Source organism: Photobacterium panuliri, from assembly GCF_059920555.1.
Map to the genome: position 1 here is coordinate 1,608,562 of NZ_CP197192.1, position 18,810 is coordinate 1,627,371.

Sequence of the window (18,810 nt, forward strand, 5' to 3'; positions counted from 1 at the left end):
GCGCTTCGATAAAATTTCAAGTATTATTTGCGCGCATCTTACAAAAAGATAACAAATGGACGCTAGGAGATTTAAATGGATAGTAAAGTAGTTGTACCAGCTGAAGGTCAGAAAATCGCATTGGATTCTGAAGGTAAACTGGTCGTTCCTAATAACCCGATCATTCCCTACATTGAAGGTGATGGTATCGGCATAGATGTAAGCCCTGTAATGATCAAAGTTGTCGATGCGGCCGTGAACAAAGCCTACGCTGGCGATCGTAAGATTGCTTGGATGGAAATCTATACCGGTGAAAAATCTACTCAGGTTTACGGCGAAGACGCCTGGCTTCCGCAAGAAACGCTTGATTTTATTCGTGAATATAAAGTCGCGATCAAAGGTCCGCTGACTACGCCTGTTGGTGGCGGTATTCGTTCGCTAAATGTCGCCTTGCGCCAAGAGCTTGACCTGTATATTTGTGCCCGCCCAGTGCGTTATTTCGACGGTGTGCCTAGCCCGTTGAAACATCCTGAGCTTACCGACATGGTTATCTACCGTGAAAACTCGGAAGACATCTATGCCGGGGTTGAATTCAAAGCCGGTACCGCAGAGGCGGACAAGGTGATCAAGTTCCTTTGCGAAGAAATGGGTGCTACCAAGATCCGATTCCCGCAGCAGTGCGGTATTGGCATTAAACCGGTATCCGAAGAAGGTACCAAGCGCTTGATCCGTGCGGCACTGCAATACACGATTGACAATGACCGTGATTCTTTGACCCTTGTCCACAAGGGCAACATCATGAAGTTCACCGAAGGGGCCTTCAAAGATTGGGGCTATGAAGTGGCTGCTGAATTCGGTGCCGAGTTGCTTGACGGTGGTCCGTGGATGACCCTGAAGAACCCGAATACCGGCAAGGAAATTGTCATCAAAGACAGCATTGCAGATGCATTCTTGCAGCAAATCCTGTTGCGTCCGGCCGAGTATGATGTGATTGCCACGATGAACCTTAACGGTGACTACATTTCCGATGCGTTGGCGGCACAGGTAGGCGGCATTGGTATCGCTCCCGGGGCCAATATCGGCGATGGCGTTGCTCTGTTCGAAGCGACCCACGGTACTGCGCCTAAGTACGCAGGGCAGGATAAAGTGAATCCTGGCTCATTGATTCTGTCTGCTGAAATGATGCTACGCCATCTCGGTTGGGTAGAAGCGGCTGATCTGATTATCAGCGCGATGGAAGCGGCTATTAGTAACAAGACGGTGACTTACGATTTCGAGCGTCAGATGGAAGGTGCGACACTGCGCAAATGTTCTGAGTTTGCCGATGATATGATTGAGCAAATGCAGTAAGTACAACGGGTAGCCTCGATGCAATAGCATTCAAAGCCTGGCGATTACGCCGGGCTTTTTCGTATCAGGAGGCTACGGGTGCATAGTCGGTGCAAAGAGGGGATGTAGTTGGTGCCAAGTATAGGGACTGTGCTCGTGTTGATAATGGCAATGCGATAGAGGAATGTAGCCGTCAGCAAGGTTCGAGAAAGAGCTATAAATCACACAGAGCTGTGAATATATTGTTAACTCTGTCGTTAGTGGTTGCGATATTTACCATATTCATAATTTATTCAAAGTGTGAATATGGTTACACAGATGGGGAGGTCGATGAGGGGCAAAGCGAGCAAGTGGCCCGCTTTGAGAGTTGCTGAGAATGGCGAGATAATCGCGTCACTCTCGTCAAGGTATGGAGAGGTTATTTAGCCATATCCCCTTCAAGAGGGACTATTTCCTTGGCATGGTAACCTTTAGGGCCTGATTCCACGGTATAGTTGACCTGCTGGCCAGCCTTCAGTGTTCGGTAACCATCCATCTGGATCGTCGAGTAGTGAGCAAAAATATCACCCTCTCCTGTTTCTGGGCAGATAAAACCGAATCCTTTGGCGTTATTGAACCATTTAACTGTACCTGTTGCCATGCTTACATCCTTCTTTGCATTCAAGTTCCATTTTGCATTTTCTTGCTATCTCTTTTTAACATGAGTTGCATACTAATGCTAATTTGATGCAGTGATTACCTACTACAGGTTACACTTTAGTAAAATTGCATAGACAGTCAAGTGCATATGTTAACATTTATATAGCATGATGAGCGGTTTGAACAAATATTGCGAAAAGCGAATATCTCGGTGTTTGGCTCTGCGTAGAATCATACGGTTGCTACCGAGGTGTTATCTTGGGTGACGTGTCATGGTTTGCATAATATCGCACCGGATCACGCCGTGGAGGCTGTTAATGTCGGCTTTGTCATAGTCATCTTTGATTTGCTGGAATACAATGTCTGCATTAGTCTGAATATAGAGATAAGGGAAGTGCGGGCCATTTTAGCTGGGACAAAATCAAAGTCTTAAGTTATTGAATTTGTTCTGGCTATCCTTATCGCACAGGTAGTTTAAGGTTATGAGTAAGCTATACGAATGGATCATTCCTGACTCAGATGTACTTGAGGAAGAGGCGACCCAGGTTAAACCACCATCGATGTACAAAGTAATTTTAAATAATGATGATTACACACCGATGGATTTTGTGATAGAAGTGTTACAGAAGTTCTTCTCCATGGATTTGGAGAAATCAACACAGTTGATGCTCACTGTGCATTACGAAGGGAAAGCGGTTTGCGGTACCTTCACTGCCGAGGTTGCAGAAACCAAGGTGGCTCAAGTGATGATGTACGCAAGAGAGCATGAACATCCGCTACTGTGTACGATGGAAAAGGCCTAGGCTTTTTTTCGGCACGCCATTTTGAGTGGTATTTAGGGGAGGTGCCTTATGCTAAACAAAGAACTTGAAGCTAGCTTGAACGCGGCGTTTGCGCGGGCAAGAGAAAAGCGCCATGAATTTATGACAGTGGAACACCTGTTGTTGGCGTTACTGGAGAATGCAGCAGCCCAAGAAGCACTGCTAGCATGTCGAGCTGATCTAGATAAGCTCCGCAAAGAACTTGATTCATTTATTGAACAGACAACTCCTTTGATCCCCGCTGATGACGAAAGCCGGGAAACACAACCCACACTCAGCTTTCAGCGTGTTCTGCAGCGTGCCGTGTTTCATGTTCAGTCGTCAGGCCGCAGCGAGGTCACTGGGGCCAACGTGCTGGTGGCGATTTTCAGCGAGCAAGAATCCCATGCGGCGTATTTGCTCAAGAAGAGCGATATCAGCCGCCTTGATGTGGTGAACTTCATTTCTCACGGAACGGTCAAAGATAGCGACAACGATGATCTTCATGGGCAGGATGTCGGCGGTGACGAGCCCCGTGCTGAGCATAACAATGAAGACAAGCTGGAGAACTTCGCGACCAACTTGAACCAATTAGCCCGTGCTGGCGGTGTTGACCCGTTGATTGGACGTGATAGTGAACTAGAACGTACGGTGCAGGTGTTGTGCCGCCGCCGTAAGAATAATCCGCTGCTGGTGGGTGAGGCTGGCGTCGGCAAAACAGCCATCGCCGAAGGGTTGGCATGGCGTATTGTTGAAGGACAGGTGCCGGACGTTATCAAAGATTGCGTGATCTACTCGCTGGATATCGGTTCGTTGCTTGCGGGCACTAAGTACCGTGGTGATTTTGAGAAGCGTTTCAAGGCTATTCTCAAGCAGCTGGAAAAAGAAGAGCATGCCATCCTGTTTATCGATGAGATCCACACCATCATCGGTGCGGGTGCCGCATCGGGCGGGCAGGTAGACGCTGCTAACTTGATTAAGCCGCTGTTGAGCAACGGTAAGCTGCGCTGCATGGGTTCGACGACCTATCAGGAATACAGCAACATTTTTGAGAAAGAGCGTGCCCTGTCTCGCCGTTTCCAGAAGATTGATATTGTTGAACCATCGCTTGATGACACAACAAAGATTTTGATGGGGCTGAAGCCGAAGTACGAAGCCCACCACGAAGTCCGTTTTACCAATAAAGCAATCCGTGCTGCGGTTGAGCTATCGGCAAAATACATTAATGAGCGCCACCTGCCGGATAAGGCTATTGATGTGATCGATGAAGCCGGTGCCCGCTGTCGCTTGGCGCCTGCTAGCCGACGTAAGAAAACGGTTAACGTTAGCGATATCGAGGCAATGATTGCCAAGATGGCACGTATTCCTGAGAAATCCGTTTCATCGAGTGATCGTGATGTATTGCAGAGCCTCGATGACAAACTCAAGATGCTGGTGTTTGGTCAGGATCCTGCCATTGATGTACTCACCGAAGCGATCAAGCTCAGCCGTGCTGGCCTGGGTGATGAGCATAAGCCTGTGGGTTCATTCCTGTTTGCGGGCCCTACAGGGGTTGGTAAGACAGAAGTTACTGTACAGCTGGCCCGTACTCTGGGTATCGAGCTGCTGCGCTTTGATATGTCCGAATACATGGAGCGACATACAGTTAGCCGTCTGATCGGCGCGCCTCCGGGCTATGTTGGTTACGATCAGGGTGGTTTGCTGACTGATGCCGTGATCAAGCATCCGCATTCCGTGGTACTGCTTGATGAGATCGAAAAAGCGCACCCAGATGTCTTCAACTTGCTGTTGCAGGTAATGGATAACGGTACGCTGACTGACAACAATGGTCGCAAGGCGGACTTCCGCAATGTGATTTTGGTGATGACCACCAACGCCGGTGTGGCTGAGACAGTACGTAAATCTATCGGTTTGATCCAGCAGGATCACAGCCATGATGCGATGTCTGAAATCAAGCGCGTGTTTACGCCGGAGTTTCGTAATCGTCTGGACAGTATTATTTGGTTCAACCACTTGGAGAAAGATGTTATTTCTTTGGTTGTCGACAAATTTATTGTCGAGCTTCAGGCTCAGCTTGATGCCCGCGGTGTGTCGATGGAAGTCTCGTCGGTTGCCCGTGAATGGTTGTCAAACAAAGGCTATGACAAAGCGATGGGCGCTCGCCCTATGGCTCGAGTCATCCAAGACAACCTGAAGAAACCATTGGCTAACGAACTGTTGTTCGGGGCATTGGTGAATGGTGGAGCGGTGCGTGTCGACCTAGTTGATGACAAGCTGGAGTTTCAGTTCAGTAGCGAACCAGAGCCAGCTCATTGATTTGAAAAACGATTGATGGGCATTTGCCAGCCGTAAGAAAAATAACCGCCGTATGGCGGTTATTTTTTTATCTGGGTAATACCAGAATGCACGGTGATTTTAGCTTTATCGCTGGCTAGCCAATAGGTGCAGCATGTCGGTGGCAATGGTGGCTGCGGCTAGAGCAGTAATATCGGCATGGTCATAGGCCGGTGCCACTTCGACAACATCCATACCGACAAGGTTGATACCTTGCAGGCCGCGGATGATTTTCAGTGCTTTGTCTGAAGTCAGTCCGCCGCATACCGGAGTGCCAGTACCGGGGGCAAATGCCGGGTCCAAGCAGTCGATATCAAAAGTGAGGTAGACCGGCATATCGCCGACACGCTGTTTGATTGCATCGACAATTTGCTCGGCAGACCAGTCGTTGGCCGTCGCCGCATCAACCACTTGGTAGCCCAGTGTGTCGCTGTGCTCGGTACGAATACCAATCTGGATAGAATGGTGCGGGTCGATCAGACCTTCGTTGGGGGCATGGTAGAACATGGTGCCGTGGTCGAATTGGCTGCCCATGTCGTAGGTATCGGTGTGGGCATCGAAATGGATCAGGGCCATTTTGCCGAATGTCTTGGCATGGGCGCGTAGCAGCGGCAGGGTGACGAAGTGGTCACCGCCGAACGTGAGCAGGGTTTTACCTTGCTCTAGCAGGGCTGAGGCATGTTGCTCCAGCCGTTCGCACATCTGTGCGGCATCGCCGCAGTCGAACACCAGATCACCGCAGTCGGCAATCTTGATTTTGTCCGCCAGCGCGAATGTCCACGGCCAGCGTTTGCCTTCCCATGCGAGGTTAGTCGAAACCTGACGGATAGCTCCCGGTCCCATGCGGCTGCCAGAACGTCCCGTCGTGGCCATATCGAAAGGTACGCCGGTAATGATGACGTCGGCATCGGACTCTAGCGGAGCAAAGTTCAGCGGCTGGCGTAGAAAACCAAATGCGTTGGCATACAGTGAATAGTCAGGGTAATTGGCAAGTGTTGCCATTGTGTACTCCAAAAATCATCAGTGCCGCCTGCCATTTCTCGGGCAGGCGGTGCTTAAAATTAGCGGTTGCCGTTAATATCTTCGAGATAAGTGTAGCCACTTAATCCTTCGGATAATTCGGCAAGGATGGCGTCGTGCTGCTCGGTAGGTAGGTGCTTGGCAACCATTTCCTGGTATTGTTTGAGGAAGGTGGCCGCATCCAGATGAACATAGCGCAGTACATCGCCAACGCTGTCTCCGCGTTTGATATGCTCGATATCGAAGCCGCCCTCAGGGTTGCTGCGAACTACCGCACTGTCGGTATCACCGAATAGGTTGTGCATATTGCCGAGGATTTCCTGATAAGCCCCGACGAGGAAAAAGCCCATACGGTAGGGTTCTTCATCGTTCCATGCCGGAACGGCCAATGTTTCTTCAATGCCTTGACCTTCAACATACTGTTCGATCGCACCGTCAGAATCACAGGTAATATCAAGGATAATAGCCCGGCTCTCCGGTGCCTTGTCGAGGTTGTTCAGTGGCAGAACAGGGAAAATCTGTTCGATTCCCCAAGCATCAGGCAATGACTGGAATAGCGAGAAGTTCACGAAGAACTTGTCGGCAAAACGGGCCTGTAGTTCATCGAGCAATGGTCGGTGAGCTCGGTTCTTGGCTGACAGCCGCTGTTTTAGTTCGTAGCACAGACGCAGACTGAGCTGTTCGGCCCAAGCTCGCTCAGCGAAGGTCAGCAGGCCCATCGAGAACTGGGCATGTACCTCAGCCAGATCACTTTGGGTGTCGTGGTAAATTTCAATCAGGGCTCGCTGCTCGCGCAGGGTGCTCAGTTCGAGCCATGAGCGCCACATGTTGTGAAGTAGCTGCGGTGCGGATTCTGGCGGCGCGACAGCGGGTTCCGGCTGGTAATGCTCAACGCCGATCACATCAGTGATTAACACTGCATGGTGGGCCGTGAGATTTCGGCCCGATTCAGAGATAATCCGCGGCATGGCCATACCGTATTCTTTACAGATATCACCGATGGTATAAACCACGTTATTAGCGTATTCTCGCAGGCTGTAGTTCATTGAGCAGCTGCTTTGGCTGCGGGTTCCTTCGTAATCCACGGCTAGGCCGCCACCCACATCCACCGTGGTGATCCCCGCACCCAATCGGCGCAGTTCGGCATAGACCCGGCCAGCTTCGCTGACGCCGTTGCGGACGTCTCGGATATTGGCAATCTGTGATCCTAGGTGGAAATGCAGCAATTGCAGGCAGTCCAACATCTTGTTGTCGCGCAGTTTATTGATCACAGTCAGCACTTGTGATGCTGACAGGCCGAATTTCGACTTTTCACCGCCACTGGCCTGCCATTTCCCCTTGCCTTGTGAGGCGAGGCGGGCACGGATCCCCAAACGCGGGCGCACGCCTAGCTCGGCAGCCTGCTCGATGATGGTGTCGAGCTCGGAAAGCTTCTCTAGGACGATATAGACTTCATGGCCGAGCTTTTCGCCGATCAGCGCCAGGCGGATGTATTCGCGGTCTTTGTAGCCGTTGCATACGATAACCGAGCTGGCCTGTTGTGCCATAGCCAATACGGCCATGAGTTCAGGTTTGCTGCCGGCTTCAAGGCCGAGCTGACGTTGCTGTTTGGCGTATTGGCTGGCGAGGATTTCACTGACGACGGCTTCCTGCTGGTTGACCTTGATCGGGAAAACAGCAAGGTATTCGCCGTCATAACCGTAATCGGCAATCGCATCGTTGAAGGTCGAGCATAGGCTGTCGACCCTGTGGTGCAGAATATCAGGGAAACGCACAAGGACAGGCAGCGAAGCTCCCTTTGCAATCAACTCGTCGGCGAGAGCAGACAGGGCAATATGATTAGCTGGTTGTTGCTTGTCTGGGCTGACTGTGACATCACCATGGTTGTCGATGTCGAAATAGCCCTGTCCCCAGTAAGGGGTGTTGTAGACATCGCGTGCATTGTCGATAGACCAATCACTCATTATTTCATCCTCTTAGTGAGTGGGTACTTGTTACAGAAAGCTGCGTAAGGCAATGCCTCAGCCTGAGCGGCTGTAAGTACCAGAGAAAATACAATGCGAGCTGGATAGGTGTTATCCAGCGTTGGCTGTGGTTAGGCGCTCGTTGCCGTCATTGGCATTTTTGTGGGCCGCCTTAACGACATCTTCCTTTTACGGCGTCCCTTATTAAGGGCCGGTACAAGGGTTTTGTCTTTGAGGGAGAGGGGAGCTGCGATGTCGCAAAGTGTTACCAGGCTAAGTTCTGCCTGGAGTTCATGGCTTGCGAGAGGTTTCATTGTCATTCCTAAACGGCCGTGCTGCAGTCAGATTTCACGGTATGACAGAGATAGGGGAGCGGTTTCCCCGTATACACCTCGGTTACCTACTTACTGGGTTTTTGGGTGCAGTGCGATTAGACAACCGAATAGGGGTTGAGGCAAATAAAATGATTTTTACGCCGCTAACAAAGAATCTTATCGTTAAGGGTAAATGATAGGCAAAATAAAACCCGGCCAAGAGCCGGGTTTTATTTGTATTCTGTAATCTTTTACAAGATTAGCGTGCGCGGAAGACGATGCGGCCTTTGGTTAGGTCATATGGAGTCAGTTCCACAGTTACCTTGTCACCAGTTAGAATACGGATGTAGTTTTTACGCATTTTGCCAGAGATGTGAGCAGTCACAACGTGACCGTTCTCTAGTTCAACGCGGAACATTGTGTTAGGTAGTGTATCAAGTACAGTACCTTGCATTTCAATTACGTCTTCTTTTGCCATTGAATCCTCTTAGGCTACCAGCCATTCATCTGATCGGGCTGGATAATGCCTCGAATCTGTGTAGTGTTAAGTTTAGGCCGCAATTTTACCCTCGCAATGGGGCTTTGTCAGCTATTGTGATGCATTAAATGTAATTTATCTCAATTCGTTGGGCGGACGGTGATAAATCACGCTGCCTAACTTGTGAATGTTATCCCCAGCGCTGGTCAATCAGCTTTTGGTGGGGGCTGAAGCGTACCTTATAACTCATGGCCGGGCATTGATCGATCTGGTAGCCCGGGTAGAGCCATTGACGTCCCGTTTGTTGGCCGTAGCTGATTTGGTAAAGCACACACAATGTGCCGAGTGACAGGCGGGACTCGGGCTCGAAAAAGGTGTAGACCGCACTTAGCGCATGCTCGAATACATCGGTTACGGCAATGGCGACCAGCGTGTCGTCTTGGTAGACATGGAGAAACAGGGTCGTCATCCAAGGGGCGGTGCAAAATTCGAAAAACTGCTGCTTGTTGGCTGGCGACATGCTGCCGTCGGCATGACGGTGGCGGATATAGCGGTCGTACAGAGAAAACCACTCAGGATCCAGTTCGGCCTTGAACTCCCACCTCAAACGGCGGACTTGGCTTAGCTGACGCTTCTGGCTTCGGCTCGGCACGAAATTCTGGCAGTCAATGCGCAATGGGGTACAGGCGTTGCATGATGGGCACATCGGCTTGTATACCGCATTGCCGCTGCGGCGATAGCCAGACGCAATGAGTACCGCATACCCTTCAGGGGTTAGCCACTGGTGATCGATAACGACCCCGAGCTGTTCAGTTTCGTTATCAAGGTAGTTACAGCTTGATTCTGGGGTCATCCCAACCCGCAGGGACATAGATAAATAGTTACTCATTCTATAGGTTCAACCAGTTGCTGAGGACCAAAGCACCCTTGCTTGAGTATGGCATCTCTGTGACCAGTTAGAAAATCGCGGAAAACCGGGCGCTCAATTTCGGCTGCCCCCAGCGAGGCAAGGTGGTCGTTCATTACTTGGCAGTCGATAAGCTGGCCGCCGTGGCAGTGGAAGTGGCGACAGAAAAACCATAGGGCAATTTTAGAGGCATTGTCGGCAATCGAGAACATGGACTCGCCGCAGAAGATATGTCCCATGCCAATGCCATAGAGCCCACCGACCAGTTTCTCGTTCTGCCATACCTCGACGGAGTGGCAATAGCCTAGGTCATGGAGTTGCTGGTAGGCTTGGATCATATCATTGGTGATCCAGGTTTGGTCTGGGCCACGGGTGCTGGCGCATAAGCTGATGACCTGATGGCAGGCGTGGTTTATGGTGACTCGGTAACCGGATTTTCGGAAAAATTTCTTCAGGCTCTTGCTGGGGCGAAATAAGCTCGGGATAAAGACTGCACGCGGTGCCGGGCTCCACCAAAGCAGGGGCTCACCATCGGTAAACCAAGGGAAGATCCCTTGCCGGTAGGCCGAGATCAATCGTTCAGGGCTGAGATCACCGCCAAAGGCCAGCAAGCCGTTGGGATCGGCCAATGCTGTATCTGGGGACGGAAAATCAGTGCTCAAGGGGTCGAGTTCGGGCAGGTAAATAGCCATAATATGTCGATTGTAGTTGATTTGAGAGAGGTCGCGATGGGGCTGATTATATACCGAAGCGGGCTCAATATGCAGGACTCGTTGAGACGAGTATCCTGACGTCACAGGGGGATAAGCAGGGTTACTATGTGGAAAAAATGGTTGTTGTTAATTTTACTCTTTCCGGTGCTGGCAACGGCTGGACCGTATAACCGCAACGAGGCCAGAACGGTGGATCGTGTGGTTTTCGGTGTGGTGGATAGTGTCCGTTATATGACTCACCAAGATGTGATCACTTCGCAACGAAATGGTTGGGAAACTTTGCTAGGCGCAGTGGTTGGCGGGCTGGTGGGCAATCAGTTTGGCGGTGGCTCGGGGCGAGAAGTGGCTACAGCGGTCGGTGCGGTTGCCGGTGCCGGTATTGCTCATGCGCGACAGCCGACCGAACAGGTGGTTAACTATCGTTTGGTCGAGTTGCTGATCAGGGCTGATGACGGCACATTGATTGATGTGATTCAGGATGTGGATTCGTCCATGGTGTTTCAGCGTGATGACAATGTCCGGATACTCTATTTCGCTGATGGGGTTAGGGTGGATAAAACCTACTAGCCACAAAAACAAAAAGGCGGCCTGTTAGCCGCCTTTTGCGTTTTTGTTATCCGTCGCGTGGATTATTCCACGGTCAGAATACGCATATTGTTGGTTGAACCAACGGTATCCATGATGTCGCCTTGGGTGATGATAACCAAATCACCAGTTTCCAAATAGCCAGCTTCTTTCAGAACAGCTACGGCATGCTTGGCCGCTTCTAGGCCTGCGTCGCTCTCGTGATCGAAGAATACCGGTGTCACGCCACGGAAAAGCGCCGCGCGGTTCAGGGTACGTTCGTTGCGAGACATGGCGAAGATAGGCAAGCCAGACGAGATGCGTGACATCATCTGCGGTGTGCGGCCTGATTCGGTCAATGCGATCATCGCCTTCACGCCTTCCATGTGGTTTGCTGCGTACATGGTTGACATCGCAATGGTTTCTTCCGCTGACTCGAAAGTGCGAGACAGGCGGTGGTTGGAAACATTGATGCTAGGCTCTTTTTCTGCGCCCATACATACGCTTGCCATTGCAGTGACGGTTTCAACCGGGTAGCTACCAGCTGCCGTTTCGGCAGATAGCATTACGGCATCAGTACCATCAAGTACGGCGTTGGCTACGTCCATAACCTCGGCGCGAGTCGGCATTGGGCTGGTGATCATCGACTCCATCATCTGGGTCGCGGTGATCACGGTGCGGTTCAAGCTACGGGCGCGGCGGATCAGTTTCTTCTGTACGCCGATTAGCTCTGGGTCACCAATTTCAACACCTAGGTCACCACGGGCAACCATAACGGCATCGGATGCCATGATGATGTCGTCCATCGCTTCGGTTGTTGCAACTGATTCTGCACGCTCAACCTTCGCGACCAGCTTCGCTTCAAGGCCAGCTTCAGTGGCTAGGCGACGCGCATACTTCATGTCTTCGCCGTTGCGAGGGAAAGATACCGCAAGGTAGTCAACGCCCATTTTCGCAGCGGTTAGGATATCTGCCTTGTCTTTGTCTGTCAGTGCAGCCGCTGATAGGCCGCCACCTTTTTTGTTGATCCCTTTGTTGTTAGACAGAGGGCCACCAACGGTAACTTCAGTGTGAACTTTGTTGCCTTCAACCGATACGACTTTAAGTTGTACGCGGCCATCATCTAGCAGCAGGATGTCGTCAGGAACAACATCTTTTGGCAGTTCTTTGTAATCAAGGCCAACAGCTTGCTGATTACCTTCGCCTTTTGGCAGATCACTGTCTAGGGTGAATTTGTCACCGATAGCCAGCTGAATTTTCGAGTCTTTGAAAGTGGATACACGGATCTTTGGGCCTTGCAGGTCACCAAGGATTGCAACGTGCTTTCCTAGTTTTGCGGCAATTTCACGTACGGTTTTGGTGCGCTGAATGTGATCTTCAGGGCTACCGTGGGAGAAGTTCATACGTACAACGTTGGCACCGGCGGCGATAATTTTCTCAAGGTTATTATCACGGTCAGTAGCTGGACCCAGTGTTGTTACGATTTTAGTACGTCTTAGCCTTTCAGACATTGGAAACTCCATTTGTATCTTTGAGAACCAACGAAACGTTTGCTTGCTAGCATCGGGTTTCATTGTTGTAAATGAAAGATTACTACATTCTATGGCAGCATGGCTGCTTTCGCATCAACAAAGTAGGGCTAGGTCACACCTCAGCATTCTAAGTGATGAAAAAAAACTCATTTTTTGTGGGACGATATGCGAGGCTTTTTGGGGAATTCGGTGACGAGAAAAAGCATGTGCCGGGACGATAAAAATTGCTTGTAGCCGGAAGGGGAATTACGGGTATACGGATAGTAAAAAGCACGGTTTAGAACCGTGCTTTGGACATAACAGTAAAGAGGGGCTTTTAGAACATCTCTTCTTTGCTAAAGCGCGAATCCTTTAGCGAATCTTTCACTCGCTTGAGGTTTTCGCGGAAACCAGCACCGCGGCGAAGGGTGAAACCAGTCGCCAGTACGTCGATGACGGTCATCTGCACGACGCGGCTCGCCATCGGCATGTAGATGTCGGTATCTTCTGGTACGTCAAGGCAGATTGATAGTGAACATTCACGATCAAGTGGTGATTCTTTGGCGGTGATCCCAATGACCGTCGCGCCGTTCTCTCGTGCCATGCGGGCAATATCGACTAGGCTCTTGGTTCGGCCGGTGTGGGAAATCACCACAACCACATCACCATCGGTACAGTTGATCACGCTCATGCGCTGCATCACGATATCGTCGAAGCAGACAATAGGGATATTGAAGCGGAAAAACTTGTTTTGGGCATCGTGTGCGACAGAGGCTGACGCCCCGAGTCCAAAGAATGAAATCTTCTTAGCTTGGGTAAGCAGATCGACCGCACGGTTGACCTGCATCGGGTCCAGGCTGTTCTTGGCAACGTCGAGACATGCCATAGTGGATTCGAAAATCTTCGAAGTATAGGCATCCGGCCCGTCGTCTTCCTCGACATTGCGGTTTACATATGGAGTGCCATTAGCCAGGCTCTGGGCAAGGTGCAATTTGAAATCAGGAAAGCCCTTGGTGTCCAGTCGACGACAGAAACGGTTTACGGTTGGCTCACTGACATCAGCCATTTTTGCCAGTGTTGCAATACTGGAATGGATAGCCGTTTGTGGTGAGGCAAGGATAACTTCAGCGACCTTGCGTTCGGACTTACTGAAGTTATCGAGATTCTTTTGAATTTTTTCTAGGGTATTCATGGCGGTTACCGCTCGTTACAGAATTTTGTTACTGGCTTACCATACAAACCAAGCCATGTGCTGAAACTATACTACTTTTCATGGAAGCACTCCTAGTAAATCCATGAATCTGGTACTGTCTTTTTATTATAGTTTGACAGGGATCGAACTTTGTCTTTCAGAACTGAAATTAATTTATATAAAAATTACCGAACTTGGGCGTTTTTTGAGCTTAATTTGTAGCTAAATTTCATCATGCTGGGAATTAATTTACAGAATGAAATAAATAGGAGCCACAAGAGTGAATAATGATACCGCTAAAACCAAAGTCAGCATTTGCGGCTGTGGGTGGTTAGGTTTGCCGTTGGCAGCGCATTTGGTCTCGCTGGGTTACGAAGTGTGGGGCAGTCGCCGTTCTCTTAACGACGCACAACCTCTTGAGGATAAAGGTATTCGTGCAATTGAGCTGACATTACCTGCAGGGCTGAGAGACAACGAGCAACTTGAGGCTTTTTTGGCAACGGATGTAATGGTGGTCAATATCCCACCCGGCAGGCACAGTGGTGCTGCAGCTCAGTTCCGATCAAATGTCGAAGAATTACTGAAGTCAGCCAAATTGGCGGGGTGTAAACGGGTAGTATTTGTCAGTACCACTGCGGTGTATGGAGCAGTTCAAGGACAGGTCACCGAGGCAGTTCTGCCGGAGCCTGAGACCGAGTCGGCGCAGGCTCATGCGTGGCTTGAGCAGTATCTGCAAGACAATTGGCAGGATGACGCTGTCGTTCTGCGCTTAGGTGGGCTGATTGGTCCAGGCCGTCATCCTGTTAGGTATCTGGCAGGCAGGAAGGGGATTGAAAGTGGTCATGCCAAGGTGAATTTGATCCATCTTGACGATTGCATCCAAGCCATTCGCCAAATCATAGGGCATTGGCCCGCTGAACATGTGTTGCATCTTGCTGCACCGTCACATCCCACACGGGTAGAGTATTACACCAAAATGGCTGAACTGGCTGCTCTTCCTTTTCCGGAATTTGTCACAGGAGAGGACAAGGTCGATGATTCAAAGTGGATTGATGCATCTGCAACCTGTCGTTTGCTAGGGCTGGATCTTCGCTATCCGGATTTGATGGCTGTGGAACCCGAGTTGGCAAACAGGGATGGAGAGTAAGTTGGTAAAAAAAATCCCGCTGAATGGTCAGCGGGACAACACATAAAACACAATTAGGAGTTTAGCAGCAGTGGCATTTTTAAATTAAAGAAGCATTCTTCCGATAAAGGCTTCTTTAATATCAATGTCACTATTTATGACCGGTGTAATCTTCAATGGTTCAAGAAATTTGAAGTTTTTTTTTGATTTACATCTGAGGTTCTTTTTTTTCAATTCGTTAGGTTTGTTTTTTGCTTAGCTGCTTGTTGCGGCGATAAAACTGTGGTGACAAAAAAAGCCCACTGAAAAGTCAGTGGGCAAAGCTCTATTTACACAATTAGGAGTTTAGCAGCAGTGGCATTCAAAGAATAAAGAGGTAATAAGGTATGTTTGGCGGCCAGCTAACAAAAAAGCATCTTTATTCTCAATGTCACTAGTTATGACTGCTTAGGATAGAAATGGTTCCGCTCGAGTAAAAATTTTTATGAATTTTTTTTCGCAGAGCCTAAATCCTCAAACAGGGAGGGATCACGCTTGCAGCTCATCCGTTCCCGGCTGGTTTGGACATGGCATAAAAAAACCCGCCTCCATATGGGACGGGCTTCGAAGAATATCTTCTAAGAAAAAGCAGTGGCATTACTTATGACCCGTAATTAATCCGTTTGTTCCCACTTTTTTAAAAAATTCTCAAAATATTTTTTTCTCGTGATACTGGATGAGGTGTCGTGCGACAGGAAGAGGATAGGGCATGTCGACATGCTCGAGGGGGATGCTGTAAATGCGTAAATCACAAAAGCTGTTTATTTTTCTTCTAATCAGGGGCTTATAGAGACTTTTGTATTTAACTCTTGTTAAAAATGTTATTGAGTTGTAATGTTTAAACAAGTGTTTAATACGGGTGAATGAATATGGCAGGGAAGGTCGAAACCAAAGTGCGCATTCTGGATGCGGCAGAGGTATTGTTTGCCGAGCATGGCTTCAAGGATACCTCTTTGCGAACCATTACCTCGAAGGCCAATGTGAACCTCGCGTCGGTCAACTACCACTATGGTGATAAGAAAGCGTTGGTGCGTGCTGTGCTCAGTCGTTACCTCGATGCATTTATGCCAAAGATGCAAGCGGAGCTCGATGCTCTGCTTACTCGCGATGAAATTACATTGGAGGAGGTCTTTGGTTGTATTAAGCAGCCGCTGCTTTCTTTGAACAACTACCGTCCTCAAGGGGCGACTATCTTCATGTCATTGATCGGACGCGGCTACACCGATGTACAAGGTCATCTCCGCTGGTTCATCATGACTCGTTACGAGGCGGTGTTGCACCGTTTTACTTCAGCGATTTGTCGCGCCAACCCCTCTTTGGATCCTGAAACTTTATTTTGGCGTCTACATTTCACCTTGGGTGCGGCCGTTTTCACTATGGCTTCGTCAACGGCATTGTGTGAAATAGCCGAGAATGACTTTGCCCGTCGAATTTGTACGCAAGATCTTATCGACCGCTTGATCCCGTATCTTGCGGCAGGCGTTTCTGCGCCCATTGATCATCCGTGGCTGAGGGTTCAAGCCATGGCCGGAGGCGGTAAATAACCGTTCCGTAGTCCGAAATCTGATTAGCAATACCCTGCAACAAAACAACAATAACGCATGAGACAAAAGGACATTAACCATGAGTACGTTAGCCAATATGAGAAAACGCTATCTCAGTGATCCCGCTTTCAAGATGTTCAAGAAAGTTCTGCCGCCGCTCTCTGAGACAGAGCGTGAGGCAATGGAAGCGGGGAGTGTGTGGTGGGATGGCGAGTTGTTTGGGGGAAACCCAAGCTGGAATACGTTGCTGACTTATCCCCAGCCGAAACTTAGCCGTGATGAGCAGGCATTTATCGACAATCAGTTGGCGACGTTGCTCGATATGCTTGATGATTACCAAATCGTTCAGGAAGACCGCGATTTACCGCCAGAAGTTTGGGAGTACTTGCGCAAAGAGCGTTTTTTCTCGCTGATTATTGGCAAGGAATACGGTGGATTGGATTTTTCAGCCCATGCTAATTCGACAATCGTCACGCGGATTGCGACTAAGAGTCTGAGTGCGGCGGTTTCGGTGATGGTGCCGAACTCTTTGGGTCCTGGTGAGTTGCTAAGCCATTATGGTACTCAGGAGCAAAAAGACTATTGGCTGCCGCGTTTGTCTCAGGGCAAGGATATTCCTTGTTTTGCCCTGACCGGCCCGGAGGCGGGATCGGATGCCGGTAGTATCCCTGATAAGGGGGTCGTCTGTTACGGTGAATTCGAAGGCAAGGAAGTGTTGGGGATCAGCCTGACGTGGAACAAGCGTTACATTACCTTAGCGCCTGTTGCGACAGTATTGGGCTTGGCCTTCAAGCTCCATGATCCGGACAGCTTGATCGGTGACAAAGAGGCACTCGGTATCACCTGTGCGTTAATTCCTGCTGATTATCCGGGGGTTGAAATTGGTGAGCGTCATGACCCGCTCAATCTTGCTTTTATGAACGGCCCGACTCGCGGTAAGAATGTGTTCATCCCGATGGAGTGGGTGATCGGCGGCCAGGATTATGTTGGCCGGGGTTGGCGGATGCTGGTTGAATGTTTATCGGCTGGTCGCGGGATTTCGTTGCCAGCACTGGGTACGGCAGTCGGCCATTTGACCGCAAGGACAACGGGGGCCTATGCCTACGTGCGTAAGCAATTTGGGATGCCGATTGGCAACTTTGAAGGCGTCGCCGAGTCGATGGGGCGGATCGGCGGGGTGACTTACATGCTGGAGGCCGCCCGTACCTTGACGACGACGTCGCTGGATCTTGAGGAAAAGCCGGGTATTGTGACGGCGATAGCCAAGTACCACATGACGGAGCTGGCCAGAACGATTTTGAATGATGCGATGGATGTTCATGCCGGTCGGGCTATTCAGCTCGGGCCAATGAATTATATCGGCCATCATTATTTCGGTATGCCTGTGGCTATTACTGTCGAGGGGGCCAACATCCTGACCCGTAACCTGATGATCTTTGGTCAGGGGGCGACTCGCTGTCATCCGTACGTATTGGCGGAGATGGAGGCGGCGGCCAATCCTGATGGCGAGGAAGGGGCGAAGCAGTTCGATGGCCTGTTATCTAAGCATATTGGGTTTGCGGTGGGTAACGTTGCCAAGTCCTTGCTCAATGCGTTTACCCGTTCTGCCTTCAATCGCAGCCCGGTAAGCGGCGAGACGGCGGTGTACTATAAGCAATTGTCCCGAATGAGCCGGGCATTGGCGGTTTCGTCTGATTTTGCCATGCTTAGTCTCGGTGGCGAGCTGAAGCGTCGTGAAATGGTGTCTGCGCGGTTAGGGGATGTGCTTAGCCATCTGTACCTCGCATCTGCAGTGCTCAAACGTTATGAGGACGAAGGCCGTCAGCAACAGGACTTGCCGTTTGTGCACTATGGTGTCCAGTATTGCCTGCACCGGTGCGGTATCGCATTTGACGAAGTGATGTCTAACTTCCCACGCCGAGGGATTGGTCCATTACTGCGCGGGTTATTATTTCCGTTGGGAATTCATTATCCGGCACCGAGTGACGATAATAAGATGGCGATCGCCAAATTGCTGATGACACCGGGTGCACATCGCGAGCGGTTGACCCATCTGTGCTATGTCGGGGAGAGGGCTGATGATCCCGTCGGTATCATGGAGCGAGCATTTGTTGCCCTGTACCAAGTTAAAGATATTGAACGGAAGATCACGAAGGCCGTCAAAGCCGGTGAGATCCCGCGCAAGTTTTCGTTAACAGAAAAATTACAAGCGGCCGTGAGTGCGGGGATCATCACAGAAGCTGACAGTAACAAGGTGCATAATGCTGAGCAATTAAGGCAGCAGGCGATTCAGGTTGATCACTTTGCTGCTTCGCATTTCAAAAAAGGTGGCCTGCAACCGGGGAAAGCTGCCTAGG

The 18,810-nt window shown here is 50.1% G+C and carries 15 protein-coding genes; 7 read left to right on the forward strand and 8 right to left on the reverse strand.

The features are described from left to right. The first annotated feature begins 75 nt into the window (after positions 1-75). On the forward strand, positions 76-1,329 hold the full coding sequence (icd, locus tag ACSF8X_RS07590) for an NADP-dependent isocitrate dehydrogenase (RefSeq protein ID WP_500851060.1): 1,254 nt from the start codon (positions 76-78) through the stop codon (positions 1,327-1,329). Between the two features lie 397 nt (positions 1,330-1,726). On the opposite strand, the gene cspD is transcribed toward icd, so the two are convergent. Then, a complete protein-coding gene (gene cspD, locus ACSF8X_RS07595) occupies positions 1,727-1,948 on the reverse strand; it encodes a cold shock domain-containing protein CspD (protein ID WP_047879404.1) in 222 nt (73 codons plus the stop codon). Between the two features lie 481 nt (positions 1,949-2,429). Here cspD and clpS point away from each other — a divergent pair, with 481 nt between their 5' ends. Then, on the forward strand, positions 2,430-2,750 hold the full coding sequence (gene clpS / locus ACSF8X_RS07600) for an ATP-dependent Clp protease adapter ClpS (protein WP_047879405.1): 321 nt from the start codon (positions 2,430-2,432) through the stop codon (positions 2,748-2,750). Between the two features lie 48 nt (positions 2,751-2,798). Then, positions 2,799-5,063 carry an ATP-dependent Clp protease ATP-binding subunit ClpA gene (clpA, locus tag ACSF8X_RS07605; RefSeq protein ID WP_047879406.1) on the forward strand — a complete coding sequence of 755 codons (2,265 nt, stop codon included), beginning with the start codon at positions 2,799-2,801 and terminating at the stop codon, positions 5,061-5,063. A 105-nt stretch (positions 5,064-5,168) separates the two neighbouring features. Here the strand turns inward: clpA and speB are convergent, their stop codons facing one another. The 5 genes from speB to aat all read right to left on the reverse strand — a co-directional run bounded on the left by speB (position 5,169) and on the right by aat (position 10,456). Next, a complete protein-coding gene (gene speB / locus ACSF8X_RS07610; RefSeq protein WP_500851061.1) occupies positions 5,169-6,083 on the reverse strand; it encodes an agmatinase in 915 nt (304 codons plus the stop codon). A 59-nt stretch (positions 6,084-6,142) separates the two neighbouring features. Further along, positions 6,143-8,065, reverse strand: a complete 1,923-nt coding sequence (gene speA, locus ACSF8X_RS07615) for a biosynthetic arginine decarboxylase (RefSeq protein ID WP_047879408.1) — start codon at positions 8,063-8,065, stop codon at positions 6,143-6,145. Positions 8,066-8,638: 573 nt separating this feature from the next. Continuing rightward, positions 8,639-8,857 carry a translation initiation factor IF-1 gene (infA, locus tag ACSF8X_RS07620; protein ID WP_005298441.1) on the reverse strand — a complete coding sequence of 73 codons (219 nt, stop codon included), beginning with the start codon at positions 8,855-8,857 and terminating at the stop codon, positions 8,639-8,641. A gap of 190 nt (positions 8,858-9,047) precedes the next feature. Then, entirely contained in the window at positions 9,048-9,746 is a 699-nt protein-coding gene (locus tag ACSF8X_RS07625; RefSeq protein ID WP_500851062.1) for an arginyltransferase, read from the reverse strand. Then, positions 9,743-10,456: a leucyl/phenylalanyl-tRNA--protein transferase gene (gene aat / locus ACSF8X_RS07630; RefSeq protein ID WP_500851063.1), complete on the reverse strand. Its 714-nt coding sequence runs from the start codon at positions 10,454-10,456 to the stop codon at positions 9,743-9,745. The genes ACSF8X_RS07625 and aat overlap by 4 nt, the downstream gene beginning before the upstream one ends. Positions 10,457-10,582: 126 nt before the next feature. Here aat and ACSF8X_RS07635 point away from each other — a divergent pair, with 126 nt between their 5' ends. Beyond that, positions 10,583-11,044 carry an outer membrane lipoprotein gene (locus ACSF8X_RS07635; protein ID WP_500851065.1) on the forward strand — a complete coding sequence of 154 codons (462 nt, stop codon included), beginning with the start codon at positions 10,583-10,585 and terminating at the stop codon, positions 11,042-11,044. Positions 11,045-11,106: 62 nt separating this feature from the next. On the opposite strand, the gene pyk is transcribed toward ACSF8X_RS07635, so the two are convergent. Next, on the reverse strand, positions 11,107-12,552 hold the full coding sequence (pyk, locus tag ACSF8X_RS07640; RefSeq protein ID WP_500851066.1) for a pyruvate kinase: 1,446 nt from the start codon (positions 12,550-12,552) through the stop codon (positions 11,107-11,109). Between the two features lie 337 nt (positions 12,553-12,889). Then, a complete protein-coding gene (locus ACSF8X_RS07645) occupies positions 12,890-13,744 on the reverse strand; it encodes a MurR/RpiR family transcriptional regulator (RefSeq protein ID WP_047879414.1) in 855 nt (284 codons plus the stop codon). A 280-nt stretch (positions 13,745-14,024) separates the two neighbouring features. Here ACSF8X_RS07645 and ACSF8X_RS07650 point away from each other — a divergent pair, with 280 nt between their 5' ends. The 3 genes from ACSF8X_RS07650 (at position 14,025) to ACSF8X_RS07660 (ending at position 18,809) form a co-directional block, all read left to right on the forward strand. After that, on the forward strand, positions 14,025-14,891 hold the full coding sequence (locus tag ACSF8X_RS07650) for an NAD-dependent epimerase/dehydratase family protein (RefSeq protein ID WP_500851067.1): 867 nt from the start codon (positions 14,025-14,027) through the stop codon (positions 14,889-14,891). Between the two features lie 887 nt (positions 14,892-15,778). Beyond that, positions 15,779-16,453: a TetR family transcriptional repressor PsrA gene (gene psrA / locus ACSF8X_RS07655; RefSeq protein ID WP_047879521.1), complete on the forward strand. Its 675-nt coding sequence runs from the start codon at positions 15,779-15,781 to the stop codon at positions 16,451-16,453. A 79-nt stretch (positions 16,454-16,532) separates the two neighbouring features. After that, on the forward strand, positions 16,533-18,809 hold the full coding sequence (locus ACSF8X_RS07660; RefSeq protein WP_047879415.1) for an acyl-CoA dehydrogenase: 2,277 nt from the start codon (positions 16,533-16,535) through the stop codon (positions 18,807-18,809). The last annotated feature ends 1 nt before the right edge of the window (position 18,810 follow it).